This is a genomic window from Serratia sp. CY47280 (genome assembly GCF_052168655.1).
In the GTDB taxonomy this organism is placed as follows: domain Bacteria; phylum Pseudomonadota; class Gammaproteobacteria; order Enterobacterales; family Enterobacteriaceae; genus Serratia; species Serratia bockelmannii.
The window spans coordinates 397,745-415,051 of record NZ_JBJNMG010000003.1 but is presented as its reverse complement, the minus strand read 5'-3'; the positions used below and the strand labels follow the sequence as shown (position 1 = coordinate 415,051).

Annotated in this window: 21 protein-coding genes; 4 read left to right on the top strand and 17 right to left on the bottom strand. The window is 62.9% G+C overall.

Annotated features, from left to right (window positions below; all coding sequences use genetic code 11):
• Positions 1-31 precede the first annotated feature (31 nt).
• Positions 32-910 carry a U32 family peptidase gene (locus ACJ8J4_RS16230; protein WP_197836439.1) on the bottom strand — a complete coding sequence of 293 codons (879 nt, stop codon included), beginning with the start codon at positions 908-910 and terminating at the stop codon, positions 32-34.
• 11 nt (positions 911-921) lie between these two features.
• Positions 922-1,917 carry a ubiquinone anaerobic biosynthesis protein UbiU gene (gene ubiU, locus ACJ8J4_RS16225; RefSeq protein ID WP_015376422.1) on the bottom strand — a complete coding sequence of 332 codons (996 nt, stop codon included), beginning with the start codon at positions 1,915-1,917 and terminating at the stop codon, positions 922-924.
• 258 nt (positions 1,918-2,175) lie between these two features.
• On the opposite strand from ubiU, the gene ubiT reads away from it, so the two are divergent.
• Positions 2,176-2,697 carry a ubiquinone anaerobic biosynthesis accessory factor UbiT gene (gene ubiT, locus ACJ8J4_RS16220; protein ID WP_039567957.1) on the top strand — a complete coding sequence of 174 codons (522 nt, stop codon included), beginning with the start codon at positions 2,176-2,178 and terminating at the stop codon, positions 2,695-2,697.
• The gene (locus tag ACJ8J4_RS16215; protein WP_151428336.1) at positions 2,691-3,194 is read left to right on the top strand and encodes a GNAT family N-acetyltransferase; all 504 of its coding nucleotides are present in this window, start codon (positions 2,691-2,693) and stop codon (positions 3,192-3,194) included. Before ubiT ends, ACJ8J4_RS16215 begins: the two co-directional genes overlap by 7 nt.
• Here the strand turns inward: ACJ8J4_RS16215 and ACJ8J4_RS16210 are convergent.
• From ACJ8J4_RS16210 to speFL, 4 genes are all read right to left on the bottom strand, one after another.
• Positions 3,181-3,486: a GIY-YIG nuclease family protein gene (locus ACJ8J4_RS16210; protein ID WP_025305084.1), complete on the bottom strand. Its 306-nt coding sequence runs from the start codon at positions 3,484-3,486 to the stop codon at positions 3,181-3,183. The genes ACJ8J4_RS16215 and ACJ8J4_RS16210 overlap by 14 nt on opposite strands.
• 86 nt (positions 3,487-3,572) lie before the next feature.
• A complete protein-coding gene (gene potE / locus ACJ8J4_RS16205; RefSeq protein WP_047571695.1) occupies positions 3,573-4,889 on the bottom strand; it encodes a putrescine-ornithine antiporter in 1,317 nt (438 codons plus the stop codon).
• A 62-nt stretch (positions 4,890-4,951) separates the two neighbouring features.
• Positions 4,952-7,114 (bottom strand): ornithine decarboxylase SpeF, encoded by a 2,163-nt coding sequence (gene speF / locus ACJ8J4_RS16200; protein ID WP_015376427.1) that lies wholly within the window; start codon positions 7,112-7,114, stop codon positions 4,952-4,954.
• 272 nt (positions 7,115-7,386) lie between these two features.
• Positions 7,387-7,491, bottom strand: coding sequence for a leader peptide SpeFL (gene speFL, locus ACJ8J4_RS16195; protein ID WP_004933443.1), 105 nt, complete (start codon positions 7,489-7,491; stop codon positions 7,387-7,389).
• Between the two features lie 433 nt (positions 7,492-7,924).
• Here speFL and ACJ8J4_RS16190 point away from each other — a divergent pair, with 433 nt between their 5' ends.
• On the top strand, positions 7,925-8,365 hold the full coding sequence (locus ACJ8J4_RS16190) for a YhbP family protein (RefSeq protein WP_025305087.1): 441 nt from the start codon (positions 7,925-7,927) through the stop codon (positions 8,363-8,365).
• Between the two features lie 30 nt (positions 8,366-8,395).
• On the top strand, positions 8,396-9,028 hold the full coding sequence (locus ACJ8J4_RS16185; RefSeq protein ID WP_442516088.1) for an NAD(P)H-binding protein: 633 nt from the start codon (positions 8,396-8,398) through the stop codon (positions 9,026-9,028).
• Here ACJ8J4_RS16185 and phnP read toward each other — a convergent pair.
• Genes phnP through phnF form a run of 11 tightly spaced genes read right to left on the bottom strand, consistent with a single transcriptional unit; the run spans position 8,985 to position 17,290 of the window.
• Positions 8,985-9,767 (bottom strand): phosphonate metabolism protein PhnP, encoded by a 783-nt coding sequence (phnP, locus tag ACJ8J4_RS16180; protein ID WP_049208802.1) that lies wholly within the window; start codon positions 9,765-9,767, stop codon positions 8,985-8,987. The two genes, ACJ8J4_RS16185 and phnP, sit on opposite strands and share 44 nt — an antisense overlap.
• 14 nt (positions 9,768-9,781) lie before the next feature.
• Positions 9,782-10,384, bottom strand: coding sequence for a DapH/DapD/GlmU-related protein (locus ACJ8J4_RS16175; protein ID WP_015376431.1), 603 nt, complete (start codon positions 10,382-10,384; stop codon positions 9,782-9,784).
• Positions 10,381-10,950 carry a ribose 1,5-bisphosphokinase gene (gene phnN, locus ACJ8J4_RS16170; RefSeq protein WP_049208803.1) on the bottom strand — a complete coding sequence of 190 codons (570 nt, stop codon included), beginning with the start codon at positions 10,948-10,950 and terminating at the stop codon, positions 10,381-10,383. Before phnN ends, ACJ8J4_RS16175 begins: the two co-directional genes overlap by 4 nt.
• A complete protein-coding gene (phnM, locus tag ACJ8J4_RS16165) occupies positions 10,950-12,086 on the bottom strand; it encodes an alpha-D-ribose 1-methylphosphonate 5-triphosphate diphosphatase (protein ID WP_025305091.1) in 1,137 nt (378 codons plus the stop codon). Before phnM ends, phnN begins: the two co-directional genes overlap by 1 nt.
• Positions 12,086-12,790, bottom strand: coding sequence for a phosphonate C-P lyase system protein PhnL (gene phnL, locus ACJ8J4_RS16160; protein WP_197771010.1), 705 nt, complete (start codon positions 12,788-12,790; stop codon positions 12,086-12,088). The genes phnM and phnL overlap by 1 nt, the downstream gene beginning before the upstream one ends.
• A 16-nt stretch (positions 12,791-12,806) precedes the next feature.
• Complete coding sequence (gene phnK / locus ACJ8J4_RS16155) at positions 12,807-13,595, bottom strand: phosphonate C-P lyase system protein PhnK (protein WP_033636845.1); 789 nt, start codon at positions 13,593-13,595, stop codon at positions 12,807-12,809.
• The gene (locus ACJ8J4_RS16150; RefSeq protein ID WP_019453317.1) at positions 13,595-14,455 is read right to left on the bottom strand and encodes an alpha-D-ribose 1-methylphosphonate 5-phosphate C-P-lyase PhnJ; all 861 of its coding nucleotides are present in this window, start codon (positions 14,453-14,455) and stop codon (positions 13,595-13,597) included. Before ACJ8J4_RS16150 ends, phnK begins: the two co-directional genes overlap by 1 nt.
• Positions 14,448-15,533, bottom strand: a complete 1,086-nt coding sequence (locus ACJ8J4_RS16145; protein ID WP_021504231.1) for a carbon-phosphorus lyase complex subunit PhnI — start codon at positions 15,531-15,533, stop codon at positions 14,448-14,450. Before ACJ8J4_RS16145 ends, ACJ8J4_RS16150 begins: the two co-directional genes overlap by 8 nt.
• Positions 15,533-16,114, bottom strand: coding sequence for a phosphonate C-P lyase system protein PhnH (phnH, locus tag ACJ8J4_RS16140; RefSeq protein ID WP_049208806.1), 582 nt, complete (start codon positions 16,112-16,114; stop codon positions 15,533-15,535). Before phnH ends, ACJ8J4_RS16145 begins: the two co-directional genes overlap by 1 nt.
• Before the next feature lie 3 nt (positions 16,115-16,117).
• Positions 16,118-16,561 carry a phosphonate C-P lyase system protein PhnG gene (gene phnG, locus ACJ8J4_RS16135; protein ID WP_019453314.1) on the bottom strand — a complete coding sequence of 148 codons (444 nt, stop codon included), beginning with the start codon at positions 16,559-16,561 and terminating at the stop codon, positions 16,118-16,120.
• The gene (gene phnF, locus ACJ8J4_RS16130; RefSeq protein WP_025305098.1) at positions 16,562-17,290 is read right to left on the bottom strand and encodes a phosphonate metabolism transcriptional regulator PhnF; all 729 of its coding nucleotides are present in this window, start codon (positions 17,288-17,290) and stop codon (positions 16,562-16,564) included. It abuts the gene before it with no gap.
• Positions 17,291-17,307: the final 17 nt, after the last annotated feature.

The following is a 17,307-nucleotide window of genomic DNA, read 5'->3' as shown; positions in this document are numbered from 1 at the left end:
AAACTCCCCTCGGTGAGGAGGGGAGCGAGGATCACCCCACCAACTCCAACCCCGCCACGCGGCGCCAGTAGCCGTTGCAGTCGACGTGGTTGGTCAAGGCCAGCGGCTGCTCGCCGCGCTCGTTGGCGCGGAAGGCGTCGATCTGTGCCAGCGTCTCGGCGCCCTGCGGCGACAGTCGCACGATGTCCACCAGCCCCTGCATGCTTGGCAGCTCGTTGCCGAGGTTGTAGCAGTAACCGCTCATGGTCTGGATGCCGTTGAGTACGAACACCTGCTGCTGTTCCTGGGAGCGCATCATGCGGCCCTGCGGATACTTGATGCAGCAGGTTTCGCACTCGTCCTTGCCGCGGTTTTCCGAGCGGGCGGTGAAGCAGCGCGCCGAATAGGCCAGCGGCAGATGGCCGTAGCTCAGCACCTCCACCTCGAAGTCGTGGCGGAAGCCCAGCTCGTCGCACTGCGTCAGCAGATTGGCCAGCCAATCGCGTGACAGCTCGACCGGCATGCACCAGCGCATCATGCCCTGGCGGCGCAGCAGGCGCAGAGTATAGGCGTTGTAGCAGTTCAGCGCATGGCCGGCGACGAACGGCAGACCGCGTTCCGCCGCCATGTTCACTGCGCCCAGATCGTTAGCTTCAAACAGGAACTCGCCGTTCTCCACATAGCGTTTCAGCTCATTCAGTTCGGACGGCGCCTGCAGCAGCGCCAGCGTGGAGATCACCACCTGCTTGCCGCTGCGGGCGATGTCGCGCGCCAGCGCCAGCCAATCGCCGACCTTCATCTCGCGCCGCTTGGTGCAGACGCTCTCGCCGAGGTAAATGATGTCGGCGCTGCTGTCCACCGCCTGTTGATAGAACGCCGCGATGTCATTTTTCGGCCAGTAGTAGAGTACCGGCCCCAGTGCGTATTTCATGTTTCCTCCGGCTACTGCCATTTGCGGTGATAGGCGCCCAGCGTGGTCTGGGTGCCCTCGGACATCGCGCCCAGCGTCTCCATCCAGGCGGCGTCGGCGCGGTAGGCGGCCGGATCGGCCTGGCAACGGTCGATCGCCTGGCGCCAGACGCGCGCCACCTGGCTGACGTAAGCCGGGCTGCGCTGGCGGCCTTCGATCTTCACCGAGGCAATGTTGGCGGCCAGCAGTTCCGGCAGCAGCTCCAGCGTATTGAGGCTGGTGGGCTCTTCCAGCGCGTGGTAGCGCACGTCGTCCACCAGATAGCGGCCCTTGCACAGCGTCGGGTAACCGGCGTTTTCATGATCCTGATAGCGGTCGATCAGCACGTCGTTCAGGCGCGACTCCATGCCCTGCGGGGTTTGCTGCCAGCGCACGAAACGCGCCGGCGAACAGGCGCCGACGGTGTTCGGCGACTCGCCGGTCAGGTAGGAAGAGAGATAGCAGCGCCCCTCGGCCATGATGCACAGGCTGCCGAAGGCGAACACTTCCAGCGGCACCGGGCTGGTGCGTGCCAGCTGTTTCACCTGATGCATCGACAGCACGCGCGGCAGCACCACCCGGCCGACCTCGAAGTTGCGCTGGTAAAAACGGATCGCTTCCTCGTTGGTGGCGGAAGCCTGCACCGAAACGTGGCGTTCCAACTGCGGATAGCGTTGGGCGGCGTATTCCAGCATCGCCAGATCCGCCAGAATCAGGGCGTCGGCGCCCAATTGGGCCGCCATATCCACCGCGCGCTGCCAGCGGGCATAGCCGTCGGGATGGGCGAAGGTGTTGATGGCGATATGCAGTTTGCGGCCGTGGCGATGCACATAATCGACCGCTTCCTGCAGCTTTTTCTCGGTGAAGTTAAGGCCGGCGAAGTGGCGCGCGTTGGTATCGTCTTTCAGACCGATGTAAACGGCATCGGCGCCGTTATCCACCGCGGCCTTCAGGGCCGGCAGGTTGCCGGCGGGACAAAGCAGCTCCATAGATTTATCCTGGCTTAGCCGTGCGCCCGGCCGGGCGCACGCTGTCTTTAAAGGTTGCCGGCGGCGGTGTTCCGCCGGCAAATGCGAATCGGGGAGGTCATTTTAGGCAATGGGGCACACACAGGTTTTGATTTGAGGCAGCTTATGGCGTATTGATAAACATGGCGGTGAAATGCACTATTTGTTGATATAGACCGCTGAAGCCGCGCGTCAGTGTGGCAAAATAGCGGTAGTCCGTATTGAAAGGAGTGGATGACCGTGTTGGAACAACTACGAGCACGCCTTGTGCGCCAGGGGCCGTCGCTGCTGCGCATCCCGCTGAAATTCACGCCGTTCGCTCTGCAGCGTCAGCTGCTGCAACAGGTGCTGAGCTGGCAGTTCCGCCAGGCATTGGCGGATGGGGATCTGGAGTTTCTCGAATCGCGTTGGCTGAAGATCGAAGTTCGCGATCTGGCGCTACAATGGTTTATGACGGTAGAAAACGACAAACTGGTGGTCAGCCAGCACGCCGAAGCGGACGTCAGCTTCAGCGGCGATGCCAACGATCTGATCCTGATCGCGGCGCGCAAGCAAGATCCGGATACGCTGTTCTTTCAGCGTCGGCTGCAGATTGAAGGGGATACCGAATTGGGCCTGTATGTGAAAAATTTGATGGACGCCATCGAGCTGGAAAGCATGCCTGCGCCGCTGCGCATGGGGCTGTTGCAGTTGGCTGATTTTGTCGAAGCAGGGTTGCAGGAGGGCACGGCGTCGGCTTCCCGTGTGGCGGTATCATGCTGATCCGCGTAGAGATCCCGGTAGACGCGGCGGGCATCGACACCTTGCTGCGCCGCGCCTTTGGCCGCGACGACGAAGCCGATCTGGTGCAGCAGCTGCGCGAAGACGGCCTGCTGACGCTGGGCGTGGTCGCCACTGACGACGAAGGCGGGGTAGTGGGTTACGCCGCGTTCAGCCCGGTAGACTTGGCCGGCGAAGACCGCCAATGGGTGGCGCTGGCGCCGCTGGCGGTAGACGAAAGCCTGCGCCGCCAGGGGCTGGCTGAAAAGCTGGTGTACGAAGGCCTGGATTCGCTGAACGAATTCAGCTACGCCGCGGTGGTGGTGCTGGGCGATCCGGCCTACTACGGCCGCTTCGGCTTTAAACCGGCCGCCACCTATGGCCTGAACTGCCGCTGGCCGGACACGGAAAGCGCGTTCCAGGTGTATCCGCTGGCGGAAGACGCCCTGAATGGCGTCAGCGGCGAAGTGGCTTTTTCGGCGCCGTTTAATCGCTTTTAACGACCGGCAATAGATACGCCAACGACAGCGGCGGGTGATTCACCAGCCGCTCTTTTTGTATTTTGCTCAGCTGTTTGACGCGGTATTCCAGCTTCAGCGCCGTTGAGCGATCCCCCACCTGGCAGTGAAACGCCAATGTCAGTTCCCCTTTACCGCGCAGCGCCTTGGCGCCTTTGCCGGCTTGGTGCTGTGCCAGGCGGCGCGCCACGTCGGTAGTGATGCCGGTATACAGCATGCCGCTCGGTAAACGCAGCATATAGAGGTGCCAGGGAGTGGGGGTAGTGTCGGTCATCGTACGCCGTTTCGGTGGCCAGGGTCGGCGTATGATGGCATGTTCGCCGTCACAATCCCATCCCCGGCCGCCGGAGCCTTACCGCTTTACCCCTTTTTTCCCGCCAGCTCGAAGCGCGGCGAGACGATGCCGTACAGCGTCCAGCCGAGGAAGGTGGCGATGGCGCCCCACATCATCGCTTCTTCACCGGAGCTGTAGAGCGCATAGAAGCTGTACAGCGCGCCGATGCCGGCGATGATATTGGCGATGCGCGCCTTGTTGTCCGGCACCTTCGCCACTTTCTGAATAATGACCAGCGCCGCCATCGACAGGATGTAAGGGATGATGTTGGTCACCACCGCCAGGTTCACCAGCACGTTGAACTGCTTGTTCAGCGACGGGCTGATGGTCATCAGCGACAAACCGCTCTGGATGACGACGATGGTCAGCATGCCTTTAACCGGCGCGTCGGCCTTGCTCAGCTTGGAGAAAATTTTCGGGAAGAAGCCGCTGTCGGCGGAGGATTTGAACACCTGAGCGATGGTGAACTGCCAGCCGAGCAGCGAGCCGACGCAGGACATGACCATCAACGCCATGATGATCTTGCCGACCGTCGGGTTGAACATGTGGGAGAACGCCAGCCCGAACGGGGCGGTGGAGTTGGCCAGATCCATGTTCGGCACGATGCCAGCGATCACGTTGGTCGAAATGATATAGATCACCGCCGCGCTGAGGGTGCCGCCCAGTACGGCGATCGGCACGTTGCGCTCCGGGTTTTCCACCACGTCGGTGTTGGCGCAGGCGGATTCCAGCCCCAGGAACGCCCACAGGGTCATTGAGATCGAGGCGCCGATGGCTTCGAAGGTCGGCACCTGATGCGGGTTCCAGGCGGCGACGTAGGCGCTGCCGCTGAACCAGTACCAGCCGATGACCGAGATGCCCACCACCGGAATGATCACGCCCCAGACGGTGATGCCGCTAATTTTGCCGGTGATACGCGCGCCACCGAAGTTGGCGACGGTCGCCAGCCACAGCACGCCGATGGTGGCGATACAGATCCCGAGCGGGCTGAGCGTAGCGCCAAACAGCTCGGTGCCGTAGCCGACGGCGGAAATGGCGATGGCGATGTTGGCGATCAGCAGCGAAACGCCGTAGGTGTAGTTCGCCATGAAGTTGCCGGATTTACCGAAGGCGTATTCGGCGTAGCCGCCCATGCCGCCGGATTTACGGCTGAACATGCCGCATTTGGCGAAGGCGTAGGCCAGCGCCATCGAGCCGACGGCGGTCACCAGCCAGGAAACGATCGAAATCGTGCCCACTTCGGCCAGCTTGGTCGGCAGCATAATTATGCCGGAACCCATCATATTCACGGCGGTCAGGATCGTTAATTGCACGACCCCCATTTTATTATTGGACTTACTCATGATCATTTTCTCTTTTAGGATGCGATCCGGGCGGCGGGAATTATCGCCGCCCCGTAAGGTGATTAATTTTTCATGACGTAGCCGTAAGCACGGTTCCAGCCGTCCTCATCCTGTTGGATATAAACGCCCTGCAATTCCGGCGCGAACCCCGGCAATAAATTGATGCCTTCTTCCAGTGCCAGGAAATAACGCTGCGCGGCGCCGCCCCAAATTTCACCGGGCACGACGCACAGCACGCCTGGTGGGTAAGGCAGGGCGCCTTCGGCGGCGATGCGGCCCTCGGCCTTGGCCAGCGACACCAATTCCACATTGCCGCGCACGAACTCGGTATTGGCATCCTGCGGATTCATTACCACGCGCGGGAAATAACTTTTGCGGAACATCTCTTTTTGCAGTTCTTTAACGTCATAGCTGACGTAAAGATCGTGCATTTCCTGGCACAGCTGGCGGATGGTGTAGTTTTTGTAGCGCTGCTGGTGGTTTTTATAGACCGCAGGCAGCACCTCGCTGAGCAGGGAGTTTTGCTCGATGTGCTTCTCGAAGCGGGCGATCAGGGCCACCAGGTGCTGCATCTTGGCGATGTCTTCCGCCGGCGTCAGCAGGAACAGGATCGAGTTGAGATCGCATTTTTCCGGCACGATGCCGTTTTCGCGCAGGTAGTTGGCCAGAATGGTCGCCGGGATGCCGAACTCGCTGTAGCTGCCGGTGGCGGTATCGATACCCGGCGTGGTGAGCAGCAGCTTGCACGGATCGACGAAGTACTGCGACTCGGCATAGCCCTCAAAGGCGTGCCACTTCTCGCCGGGCACGAAGTTGAAGAAGCGCAGATCGTTGGCCATCGCCGCGGTGTCATAGGCCTGCCACGGCTTGCCGTCGATCTGATCCGGCACGAACGGTTTGATCATCGTGCAGGTGTCCAGCAGCATTTTGCGCGCTTCGATGCCCACGCGCACACATTCTTGCCACAGGCGCTGGCCGCTCTTGCCCTCGTGCATCTTGGCGTTGACGTCCAGCGCGGCGAACAGCGGATAGAACGGGCTGGTGGAGGCGTGCAGCATAAAGGCGTTGTTGAAGCGCTTGTGGTTGCAGTAGCGGCTCTGCCCCTTGATATGCTTGTCTTTTTTGTGGATCTGCGAGGTTTGCGAGAAGCCGGCCTGCTGTTTGTGCACCGACTGGGTGACGATGATGCCGGGATCGTTCTCGTTCAGCTCCAGCAGCAGCGGCGAGCAGTCTTTCATCATCGGAATGAACTGCTCATAGCCCACCCAGGCGGAGTCGAACAGGATGTAGTCGCACAGGTGGCCAATCTTGTCGACCACCTGGCGGGCGTTGTAGATGGTGCCGTCGTAGGTGCCGAGCTGGATGATCGCCAGGCGGAACGGGCGGGCTTCGTTGGCGCGTTCCGGCGCCACTTCGCGGATCTGTTGGCGCAGGTAGCGTTCGTCGAAGCAGTGCGCGTCGATGCCGCCGATAAAGCCGAACGGGTTGCGGGCAGTTTCCAGATACACCGGCGTGGCGCCGGCCTGGATCAACGCGCCGTGGTGGTTGGATTTATGGTTGTTGCGGTCAAACAGCACCAGATCGCCGCGCGTCAGCAGGGCGTTGGTCGCCACCTTGTTCGAGGCCGAGGTGCCGTTGAGCACGAAGTAGGTCTTGTCGGCGTTGAACACCTTGGCGGCGTGCTGCTGCGCCGCGCAAGGCGCGCCTTCGTGGATCAACAGATCGCCCAGTTTGACGTCGGCGTTGCACATGTCGGAGCGGAAAAGCGTTTCGCCGTAGAAGTCGAAGAACTGGCGGCCCGCTGGGTGTTTGCGGAAGAACTCACCGCCCTGGTGGCCGGGGCAGGCGAAGGTGGCGTTGCCCATTTCCACATACTGCGTCAGCGTGTTGAAGAACGGCGGCAGCAGCTCGCTTTCATACTTGGCGGCGGCGGCCTCCAGCTGTTTGCCGTAGAACTGGGTATTCTTGCCGCACAGCTCAAACACACCGTGCAGCGCCGGCAAGACGGCGTTATCCAGCTCTTCTTCGCAGCAGACGGCGACGAACAGCGGAATGTTCAGGCCGTGCTCTTCGATGCGCGCCACCATGCCTTGCGCGACGTCGTCTACCGATAGCACGATGGCGGCGACGTCATTGAAATCGCTGTGGTGCACATCGACGATGTCGCGTTCGGTTTCAAAGCAGCCGAGGGTTTGGGTGTTGGCGGCAATTTTTAATTTTTTCATTTTTCTCATTCTTCAGGCAAAGGCATTCCGCCGGCAAATAATTCCATTTGCCGTTAACGCCTTCACGAAAATAAAGGTGTGCGAGAACCCAGTGATGCCGAAAGGCATTAACTGTGTTCGCTGTTTTATTTAGCTTGGATGCGCTTGACCGAAATTAAAAATGAATTGCGTGTCCTTCCCGGTTAGCGAGAAAGAGATATTATCACCGGCGTGCGGAGAATAAATAAAACGCAATGACACTCTTATCAACGGCGTAAGAGCGAGGGGGAGGGTTATCTGTAGTTGAAGAATGCGAAACTAAAGCAGCTGCGATGAGCCATCATCATAATATGGGTTGTGCGCCTGATGTGCGCCATTTTTCGGTTATTGTTTTCCATTTTCTAATCCACCTTGCTGAGTGAAAAGATGGCGCTATTTTAACGCAAGGTGGGTTAAAAATCGTGATGAAAGTCACATAAATGCCGGTGTTTATAAATAACTATTCACCTGTTATGCAATGAATTGCATAAGTATCCTCCGGGTCCAGAGGTTGGCATGTAAATGAATTGCTAATGCTCGCGGCCCTTAAGCGCTTAATTTCAATGGCGCTCGGAAAGGAATAAAAAAAACGGTCAAATAACCGGCTACATGACGATCAAGTAAATCCGCCTTGTGTTTTTTATGTTATCAATCTGCTTTATGAAAAAATAAATAAAAATTCATTATTGTTGTGTTTATATTCATGTGTGATTTTTGATGATTATCGTTATTTGTGACTCGCCTCAACAACGCAGGGTAAGATGAAGTGAGTGAACCGGGAGGCGAGTAACCTTGAATACCTCAGAACAACGGCAACAGATTGCGGATTTCATCGGCAAGCAACATGTCTTAACGCTGTGCGCCGGCGACGGCCTCGACATGTGGTGCGCCAACTGTTTTTACGTGTTCGACGCCGCGACGATGGCGCTGTGGCTGATGACCGAACCGCACACCCGCCACGGCGGGCTGATGCTGAACAACGGCCGGGTGGTCGGCACCATCGCGCCGAAACCGAAAAGCATCGCGCTGATCCGCGGCGTGCAGTACCGCGCCGAGGCGGTGCTGCTGAGCGGCGAAGAAGCCGAGGCGGCGCGCGCGCGTTACTGCAAGCGCTTCCCGATCGCCAGGGCGATGAAGGCCTCGGTATGGCGGTTGGATCTGCACGAGGTGAAGATGACCGACAACACCCTTGGTTTCGGCAAGAAGCTGCATTGGGCGCGGTCTATACTTTAAGTCGACGTATTGATTACAACGGGAGATCGCATGGCGCGAGCACTGTTAGTCGGCGCAACCGGGCTGGTGGGGCGCGAATTGTTGCAGCTGTTGCAAAGCGATCCGCAGATTACGGCCATTGTGGCGCCGACGCGCACGCCGCTGCCGCCGCACGGCAAGCTGACCAATCCGGTCGGCGATGCGCTGTTCGAACTGCTGAGCGGCCTGCAGCAGCCGGTCGATCTGGTGTTCTGCTGCCTGGGCACCACCCGCCGGGCGGCGGGCAGCGCCGATGCCTTCCGCTACGTCGATTACCAACTGGTGGTGGAGAGCGCGCTGACCGGCCGCCGGTTGGGGGCGCAGCACTGTCTGGTGGTGAGCGCGTTGGGCGCCAACGCGGATTCCACTTTCCTGTATAACCGCACCAAAGGCGAGATGGAGCAGGCGCTGCGCGAACAGCGCTGGCCGCGCCTGACGCTGGTGCGGCCTTCCATGCTGGTGGGGGGTCGCCCGGCGCCGCGCCTGACGGAGCGCCTCACGCTGCCGCTGTTCAGGCTGTTGCCCGGCAAATGGCGGGCGGTCGCCGCCAAAGATGTGGCGCAAACGCTGCTGCAGCAGGCGTTCACGCCGGGCGAAGGGGTCAGGGTGCTGGAATCGGATCGGCTGCATTGCTACCGAGACTGACGCTGAGGTGATCGAACGCCAGCTCCAGGCCGGCGGGCAGTTCATTGTCCAGCAGCCACCGATCGAGATGATGGCTGATGTGCGTCAGCAGCGTGCGTTTGGGCTGCAGCAACCGCTGCGTCTCCTGCGCGCGGGTCAGGTCGTTGTGGTTGCGCGGCGCCTGCGGCTGAGGCGGCAGGCTGCAGTCGAGCACCAGCAGATCCAGCGCCACATTCTGCAGATAGTCGGCGGTGGCCGGCGGCAGGCCGACGGTGTCGGTCAGGTAGGCCAGCGCAGCGCCCGCCGCCTGGATCAGGTAGCCGTGGGTCAGTTTGGAGTGTTGCAGCGGCAGCGGGGTGATGCGCATGCCGCCCAGCTCGACGGTGGTGAAGGGCGCCAGCGGCGGCTGAAACGCCAGAATGCCGGGGTGTTTGAACAGGTCGTCGCAGCCCTGTTCATCCGGCGGGCCATACACCGGAATGGAATTTCCGCACCCCCAACGCAAAGGAAATAACCCCTGAACGTGATCCATGTGGTAATGTGTCAGTAAAAAACGTTGAATTTGCCCCGCCGAAAATCGCCGCTCCAAAGCCGGCAATCCTGCATCCAATAAGGTCGTTTCCCCCTGATAGTTGAGCATGGCGCTGCACGCGCGCCGCCGAAATGCCGGCTCGCGCCGCGCCCGTTGGCAGCTCAGGCAGTCGCAGCCGAACACCGGCACCTGCTGCGCGCCGCCGGTGCCGAGAAAGGTCAGTTGCATCGCTCCCCCCTCCGTTAAAGGTACTTCTGGGCAAAGCGGTTGATGTCGCGAAAATCCGCCAGCCGCGCCTGCAGCGTGGCGTGATCCCAGTGCCACCACTGGCTGCGTTCGATACGCTCTATCAGCGCATCGTCGAAGCGCATGCCGATCTTTTTGGCCGCCACGCCGGCGACGATGCTGTAAGGCTCCACGTCCTTGGTGACCACCGCCGCGCTGCCGATCACCGCGCCGTTGCCGACGCTGACGCCCGGCATCAGGATGGCGTTATGGCCGATCCACACGTCGTGGCCGACGGTGACGTGGTGCTCGCGCCGCCAGTCGAAGAATGCTGCGTCGTCTTCCCCCAGCCCGTATTCGGAAGCGCGATAGGTGAAGTGGTGCTGCGCGATGCGCTGGTAGGTCGGGTGATTGCCGGGATTGATGCGCGCATAGGAGGCGATGGAGACGAACTTGCCGATGGTGGCGTAAAAGATCTGGTTGTGCCCGGCGGTGTAGGAGTAGTCCCCCATCTCCACCTCTTCCAGGATCGCATCGTCGGCCAGATGCACATACTGGCCGAGCCGGGTGCGGTTAAGGGTCACGTTGTCGCCGATTTTCGGCTGGGCAAAGTCGTTCATGGCGTCGCATCCTGAGCTTCTCGGGTGGCGGTAGGCAGCAGCGCCAGCAGCGCCGCCAAGGTATCGTCGAGTGGGCCGTCGTTGTGCAGCACCCGGCAGCCGGCGGGCAGACTCTGCTGATATTCCGCCGCCCGCGCCAGCCGCTGCTCGATCTGTTCGGCGCTTTCTCGCCCCCGATCCTGCAGGCGCCGGCGCAGGACCGCGGCGTTGACCTGCAGGCATACCGGCAGCAGCTGCGTACCATAGCGCTGCTGCGCCTGCGGCAGGTGGGCGCGCGAACCGTTGACCGCCACGTCGATCCCCTGCAGCAGCCAAAGATCCACTTCGATCCCGAACGCGTAGCGCTGCTGGTGGGCCTGCCAGTCGAGCGCGAACAGCCCCTTGGCACGGCGGCGCAGAAATTCGGGTTCGCTCAGCGCGATGTGATTCTCGCAGCCGGCATCTGCCGGCCGGGTGATGTAACGGTGCGCCACCAGCGGCGCGCGGTCGGCGTCGGCCCGTAGCGCGGCCAGCAGGCTGTCTTTGCCTGCGCCGGAAGGCCCCATCAGATAGATGAGCCGCGCCATCAGAACACCTGCCTGCCCTGGCGCCACACGTTCTGCACATAAACGTGCTCGCCGTGCGGCCGCGCCAGCACCAGATCCGCCCGCAGCCCTTCGGCGAGGGAGCCGCGATCCTGCAGATCCAGCGCCCGTGCCGGGTTGCGGGTGATCATGCGCACCGCCTGGGGCAGATCGTAGGCGTTGCGTTCGTCCGCCGCGAGGCGAAACGCCGCGTCCAGCAGGCTGGCCGGGTAATAATCGGAAGAGAGAATGTCCAGCACCCCCAGCGCCGCCAGGTGGTGCGCCGCCACGTTGCCGGAGTGCGAACCGCCGCGCACGATGTTCGGCGCCCCCATCAGCACCTGCAGGCCCTGCTGGTGCGAGGCGCGGGCGGCCGCCTCGGTGGTGGGGAACTCGGCGATCGCGCTGCCCAGCGCGCAGGATTCGGCCACGTGCGCGGCGGTGGCGTCGTCATGGCTGGCCAGCGAGATGCGGCGTGCGCGGCAGTGGGCGGCGATCGCCTCGCGGTTCGGCGCGGCCCAGCGGGCGGACAGGGCGACCTGCTGCTCCTCGTACTCGCTCATCTGCTGGTCGTTGAGGTGGTATTTGCCCTGATAATATTCGCGGTATTTTTCGCGCGAGGCGAACTGGCGCTGGCCCGGCGAATGGTCCATCAGCGACACCAGCGACACACCCGGCTTGTCCATCAGCTGTTCGAACAGCGGCAGCGTGCTCTCGTGCGGCAGCTCGCAGCGCAGGTGCAGCCGGTGCTCGGCGCGGTTCACCCCGGCGCGCTGGCTGTGGATCACCGCGTCGATCATCTTCTGCAGGTTTTCCAGCCGGTGGCCGCCGTCGCGCACGTCGCCGATCGCCACCGCGTCCAGCACCGTGGTGATGCCGTTGGCCACCATCAGCGCGTCGTGGCTGCTCATCGCCGAATGGGCCGGCCAGTCGACGTTCGGGCGCGGGGTAAAGAACTTGTCCAGGTTGTCGGTATGCAGCTCGATCAGCCCCGGCAGCAGCCAGCCGCCGTCGCCGTCCAGCGCCTGCGGCAGCCGGCTCGGGCCGTCGGCGAAGCTGCGGATCACGCCGTCCTGCATCTCCAGCGAGCCTTGCACCACCTGGTCATCTAGCACCAGCTTAACGTTATTGACGATCATCAGAGGGCCTCCAGCGCCTGCGGCGCCTGCATGTCATAAAGCCGGTCGGCGACCTGTTGGCGGACGCCTTCATCGTGAAAAATGCCGACGATCGCCGCGCCGCGCGCCTTGGCGCGTTCGATAAGCTGCACCACCGCCGCGCTGTTGCGGCTGTCGAGCGAGGCGGTCGGTTCATCCAGCAACAGAATGGGGTAATCGATGATAAAGCCGCGCGCGATGTTTACCCGCTGCTGCTCGCCGCCGGAGAAGGTGGACGGCGCCAGCGGCCACAGGCGCTGCGGCACGTTGAGCGCGGCGAGCAGCGCTTCGGCGCGGTCGCGGCACTCGGCGCGCTCGACGCCCTGTTCCAGCAGCGGCTGCATCACCACCTCCAGCGCGCTGATGCGCGGGATCACCCGCAGGAACTGGCTGACCCAGCCCAGCGTATGGCGGCGCACCGCCAGAATTTGGCGCGCGTCGGCGCTGACCATGTCCAGCCAGTCGCCCTGGTGGTTGATCCAGATATGGCCGCTGTCCGGCAGGTAGTTGGCGTACAGCGAGCGCAGCAGGGTGGACTTGCCGCTGCCGGAGTGGCCGTGCAGCACCACGCATTCGCCGCCGTGGACCGTCAGGTTGGCGTCGTGCAGCACCGGCAGGCGGGTGCCGTACTGCTGGTGCAGCACAAAGGTTTTACTGAGATGTTCAACTCGGATTTGCATAGTCATCTGTTATCGCCTTGGGTTACGACAGCACCGAAGAAACCAGCAGCTGGGTGTAAGGATGGTGCGGATCGTCCAGTACTCGGTCGGTCAGGCCGCTCTCCACCACTTCGCCCTGTTTCATCACCAGCAGGCGGTGGGCCAGCAGCCGCGCCACGCCGAGATCGTGAGTGACGATCACCGCCGCCAGCTGCATCTCCACCACCAGATTGCGCAGCAGATCGAGCAGGCGCGCCTGCACCGACACGTCCAGCCCGCCGGTCGGCTCGTCCATAAACACCAGCTTGGGGTGGGTGACCAGGTTGCGGGCGATCTGCAGCCGCTGCTGCATGCCGCCGGAAAAGGTGGTCGGCAGATCGTCAAGGCGCGACAGCGGGATTTCGACGTCTTCCAGCCACTGGCCGGCCTGGCGGCGAATGTCGCCATAGTGGCGCTGGCCGATGGCCATCAGCCGCTCGCCGATGTTGCCGCCGGCGGATACCTGCGGCCGCAGCCCGTCGAGCGGGTGCTGGTGCACCACGCCCCAGTCGGTGCGCAGCAAGCGGCGGCGATCGCTCTCCGCCATGGCGTACAGATCGTGTTCCTGGCCCGCCTGCGGGCGGTAAAGGATCTGCCCGCGCTGCGGCGCCAGCCGCGCGGAGATCGACTTCAGCAGCGTGGTTTTGCCGGAGCCGGATTCGCCGACGATGCCCAGCACTTCACCGGGGTAGATGTCGAACGACACGTCGCTGAAGCCCTTGCCGGGGGCGTACAGGTGGGTGAGCCGGTTCACCGACAGCAGCGGGGTGGTGCTCAAAGGGGTGGAAGTCATCAGTGCTGCGCCTCTTGCGAAGATTGCGCCAGCTGCTGCCGGCAGTAGTCGGTGTCCGAACAGACGAACATGCGGTTGCCTTGATCGTCGAGCACCACCTCGTCCAGATAGCTGTGGCGCGAGCCGCACAGCGCGCAGGGTTCGTCCCACTGCTGCACGCTGAACGGATGGTCGTCGAAGTCCAGGCTCTCCACCTTGGTGAACGGCGGCAGGGCGTAGATGCGTTTCTCGCGCCCGGCGCCGAACAGCTGCAGCGCCGGCATCATGTGCATTTTCGGGTTGTCGAATTTCGGGATCGGTGACGGATCCATCACGTAGCGATCGTTGACCTTCACCGGGTAGGCGTAGGTGGTGGCGATATGGCCGTAGCGCGCGATGTCTTCATACAGCTTCACCTGCATCACGCCGTACTCCTCCAGCGCGTGCATCTTGCGGGTCTCGGTTTCGCGCGGTTCGATAAAGCGCAGCGGCTCCGGGATCGGCACCTGATAGATCAGGATCTGGTCTTCGCGCAGCGCCGTTTCCGGAATGCGGTGACGGGTTTGGATCAGCGTAGCCTCCGGCGTGCGTTCGGTGGTTTCCACCCCGGCGACGCGCTGGAAGAAGCGGCGGATCGACACCGCGTTGGTGGTGTCGTCGGCGCCCTGGTCGATCACCTTCAGCACGTCGGCGCGGCCGATAACGCTGGCGGTGAGCTGGATGCCGCCGGTGCCCCAGCCGTAGGGCATCGGCATCTCGCGGCCGCCGAACGGCACCTGATAGCCGGGGATCGCCACCGCCTTCAGGATGGCGCGGCGGATCATGCGCTTGGTCTGCTCGTCCAGATAGCCGAGGTTATAGCCGGTCAATACTTCACTCATCGCGGGCCTCCTGACGCTCGCTGTATTCCTGCCGCAGCCGCTTGAGCAGTTCCAATTCGGCCTGGAAGTCGACGTAGTGCGGCAGCTTGAGATGGGAGACGAAGCCGGCGGCCTCGACGTTGTCGGCGTGGGCCAGCACGAACTCTTCGTCCTGCGCCGGGCCGGCGACGCCTTCGCCGTAGTCGGGGCTTTGCAATGCGCGGTCCACCAACGCCATCGCCATCGCCTTACGTTCGGCGCGGCCGAATACCAGCCCGTAACCGCGGGTGAAGTGCGGCGGATGGTCCTTGGGATCGACGAAGCCGTTGACCATTTCGCACTCGGTCAGCAGGATTTCGCCGATATCGATGGCGAAACCGAGCTCTTCAGGCACGATCTCCACCGAAACGTGGCCGGTGCGGATCTCGCCGGCGAACGGGTGGTTGCGGCCGTAGCCGCGCTGGGTGGCGTAGCCGAGCGCCAGCAGAAAACCTTCGTCGCCGCGCACCAGCTGCTGCAGGCGCGCCGAGCGCGAACAGGGGTAAACCGGCGGGTTGCGGGTGATGTCGTCCGGCGCGCTGCCGTCGTCCTGTTCCTCCCGCGCCAGCTGCTGGCGACACAATAGATCGAACACGTGGCTGCAGTTGTCCGGCAGCGGTTCGTCGGCCTGCGGCGCGCGCGGCGCCTCGCCTTCCGCCAGCAGCGCGAAATCCAGCAGCCGGTGGGTGTAGTCGTAGGTCGGCCCCAGCACCTGGCCGCCGGGCAAGTCCTTGTAAACCGCCGAGATGCGCCGCTCCAGCCGCATATTTTCGCTGGCCAGCGGCTCGCTGACCGCCAGGCGCGGCAGGGTGGTGCGGTAGGCGCGCAGCAGGAAGATTGCCTCCACCAGATCGCCGCTGGCCTGTTTGATGGCCAGCGCCGCCAGCTCGCGATCGTAGATGCCGCCTTCGGTCATCACCCGATCCACCGCCAGCCCCAGCTGTTGTTCGATTTGTTCCGCGCCGATCGCCGGCAGCGCCTCGTCGCCGCGCCGCAGCTGTTCCTGCAGCTGATGGGCGGCCTCAATGGCTTTTTCGCCCCCTTTTACCGCTACGTACATCAGCACACCTCCACGCGGGTGGTCCGCGGGATCGCCAGCAGGCGATCGCCACAGGTCAGCAAGACATCCAGCCCCAGCGGGAAGCGCTGCGGGCGGTTGACCAGATAATCCAGCAGCGCCGGCGGCAGGCGCGGCGCAATCAGGCGTTGGCTCTCTATGCCGGGGCCGGTCAGGCGCAGCGCGGCGCCGTTCTCCAGCTCAGCAAGCTGCACCACCACCGTGGCGCCGCATTCCGGCGAGATTTCAGTGCCGTGCGGTAAGGCCTGCAGATCGGCGGCCTGCAGTTGTTCATCGAACAGGGCAAAACAGACCTCCTGCGCCGTGGCGGCCAGCGGCGCGCCGCTGTGAAAACGAATGTTTGTTAGCACTTGCTCACTTTTAAGCGCAGCACACAGCAGCAGCGGCGTTTCCTGATCGGCCAGCGTCAGCAGCGCGGCGGTGCTGGCGGCGTTCAGCGGCGCCCAGGCTGGGCCGTTTGGCAGCGTCACCCGGTGGCCCGGTTCGCTCAAGGCTTTAAGAATCAAACGGAAAGCGTGCTGCGATTGGTCTATCGGTTGCTCAAAACCGGTCAATAAACTCATGGCTTAATCCCCTCGCACCAGCGTGAAGAAGTCCACCCGGCTGGCGGCGATGGCCCGGGCGCGCAGCTGGCGCTGCTCGTGCTGCAGCGCGGCCAGCGGTGCGATCAGCTGTTGTTGCAGGCGTTCGCCGTGTTCCGGCTGTTGCAGCAGCGCATCGGCCAGCGCGCACAGCTCGGCGTGCGCCTTGTCGCGCCCGGCGATATAGCTGTAGCCGTAGCCGCCGTTGTCCAGCTGCACCACCGCGCGGGTGACCGTCATGTCCCCCAACACGAAGCGGCGGCCGGTGGCGCCCATGCGCCCCTGCAGCTGGGCCAGGCCGATCTCCGGCGCGCGGATGCTGCGGTAACCCGGGCTGAGGTTCAGCGCCTGCCAGTGGCTGCGCAGCTGCTCGGGCCGGCTGTGCGCCAGCACCGACATCCAGCGTTGTCTCGACTCTAAGGCTTGCATTCAGTGCTCCATCGTCAGTTCAATCATGTCGGCGCGGGCCAGGCTGACGGAGTATTCCGCCACGTCTTCGCCGCCGCTGCGGACGTTAAGGGTGCGCACGCACAGCAGCGGCGCGTGGGTGGCGATCTCTAGCAGCCGGCTCTCTTTGGCCTGCGCGCGGCGCGCGCTGATGCGCGTCTGGCGGCGGGTCAGCGGCTGCTGCAGGTGCTGTTCGATAAACTGGTGCAGCGAACCGCTGTGGAACTGCTGCAGCGCCGGCCACCAGTCCAGATCGGGCAGATAGTGGTCGATCACGCTCATCGGCACGCCGTTGACCCGGCGCAGGGTGCGCAGGTGGATCACCATTTCGCCTTCTTCACGCGAGAGTGCGCTGGCGACATGCCCATTGCACGGGCGCAAGACAGCGAGTAAGCGCTCACTGGTGGGGTGGCTGCCCTGCTCGAACAGGTTCTGGCTGAAGCGGGTATTGGCGTGCAGCGGGTAGTCGTAAGGCCGCATCAGCACCAGAATGCCGACGCCGTGGCGGCGCTGCAGCCAGCCGCGCTCCACCAGCTGATCCACCGCGCGGCGCAGGGTGTGGCGATTGACCTGATAGCGCTCGGCCAACTGCTGCTCCGAAGGCAGGTAGTCGCCGCAGCGGTACCGCGTGCGCAGCTCCTGTTCCAGCTGTGCGGCGATCTGCTGATAGCGGGTGGGGTAAGTGGTCGGATGTCTAGATAACTCCATCATAATAAAAACCTCGTCAT

Excerpts from the sequence above, each read along its gene's own strand:
- phnH (WP_049208806.1), bottom strand. The coding sequence starts at position 16,114 with ATGAGTTTATTGACCGGTTTTGAGCAACCGATAGACCAATCGCAGCAC.
- ACJ8J4_RS16210 (WP_025305084.1), bottom strand. The coding sequence starts at position 3,486 with ATGACCGACACTACCCCCACTCCCTGGCACCTCTATATGCTGCGTTTA.
- ACJ8J4_RS16185 (WP_442516088.1), top strand. The coding sequence starts at position 8,396 with ATGGCGCGAGCACTGTTAGTCGGCGCAACCGGGCTGGTGGGGCGCGAA.
- ACJ8J4_RS16215 (WP_151428336.1), top strand. The coding sequence starts at position 2,691 with ATGCTGATCCGCGTAGAGATCCCGGTAGACGCGGCGGGCATCGACACC.
- phnG (WP_019453314.1), bottom strand. The coding sequence starts at position 16,561 with ATGCAAGCCTTAGAGTCGAGACAACGCTGGATGTCGGTGCTGGCGCAC.
- phnM (WP_025305091.1), bottom strand. The coding sequence starts at position 12,086 with ATGATCGTCAATAACGTTAAGCTGGTGCTAGATGACCAGGTGGTGCAA.
- ACJ8J4_RS16230 (WP_197836439.1), bottom strand. The coding sequence starts at position 910 with ATGAAATACGCACTGGGGCCGGTACTCTACTACTGGCCGAAAAATGAC.
- ubiU (WP_015376422.1), bottom strand. The coding sequence starts at position 1,917 with ATGGAGCTGCTTTGTCCCGCCGGCAACCTGCCGGCCCTGAAGGCCGCG.
- phnL (WP_197771010.1), bottom strand. The coding sequence starts at position 12,790 with ATGACTATGCAAATCCGAGTTGAACATCTCAGTAAAACCTTTGTGCTG.
- ACJ8J4_RS16175 (WP_015376431.1), bottom strand. The coding sequence starts at position 10,384 with ATGAACGACTTTGCCCAGCCGAAAATCGGCGACAACGTGACCCTTAAC.
- phnK (WP_033636845.1), bottom strand. The coding sequence starts at position 13,595 with ATGACTTCCACCCCTTTGAGCACCACCCCGCTGCTGTCGGTGAACCGG.
- phnN (WP_049208803.1), bottom strand. The coding sequence starts at position 10,950 with ATGGCGCGGCTCATCTATCTGATGGGGCCTTCCGGCGCAGGCAAAGAC.
- ACJ8J4_RS16150 (WP_019453317.1), bottom strand. The coding sequence starts at position 14,455 with ATGAGTGAAGTATTGACCGGCTATAACCTCGGCTATCTGGACGAGCAG.
- speF (WP_015376427.1), bottom strand. The coding sequence starts at position 7,114 with ATGAAAAAATTAAAAATTGCCGCCAACACCCAAACCCTCGGCTGCTTT.
- potE (WP_047571695.1), bottom strand. The coding sequence starts at position 4,889 with ATGAGTAAGTCCAATAATAAAATGGGGGTCGTGCAATTAACGATCCTG.
- speFL (WP_004933443.1), bottom strand. The coding sequence starts at position 7,491 with ATGGAAAACAATAACCGAAAAATGGCGCACATCAGGCGCACAACCCAT.
- phnP (WP_049208802.1), bottom strand. The coding sequence starts at position 9,767 with ATGCAACTGACCTTTCTCGGCACCGGCGGCGCGCAGCAGGTGCCGGTG.
- phnF (WP_025305098.1), bottom strand. The coding sequence starts at position 17,290 with ATGATGGAGTTATCTAGACATCCGACCACTTACCCCACCCGCTATCAG.
- ACJ8J4_RS16145 (WP_021504231.1), bottom strand. The coding sequence starts at position 15,533 with ATGTACGTAGCGGTAAAAGGGGGCGAAAAAGCCATTGAGGCCGCCCAT.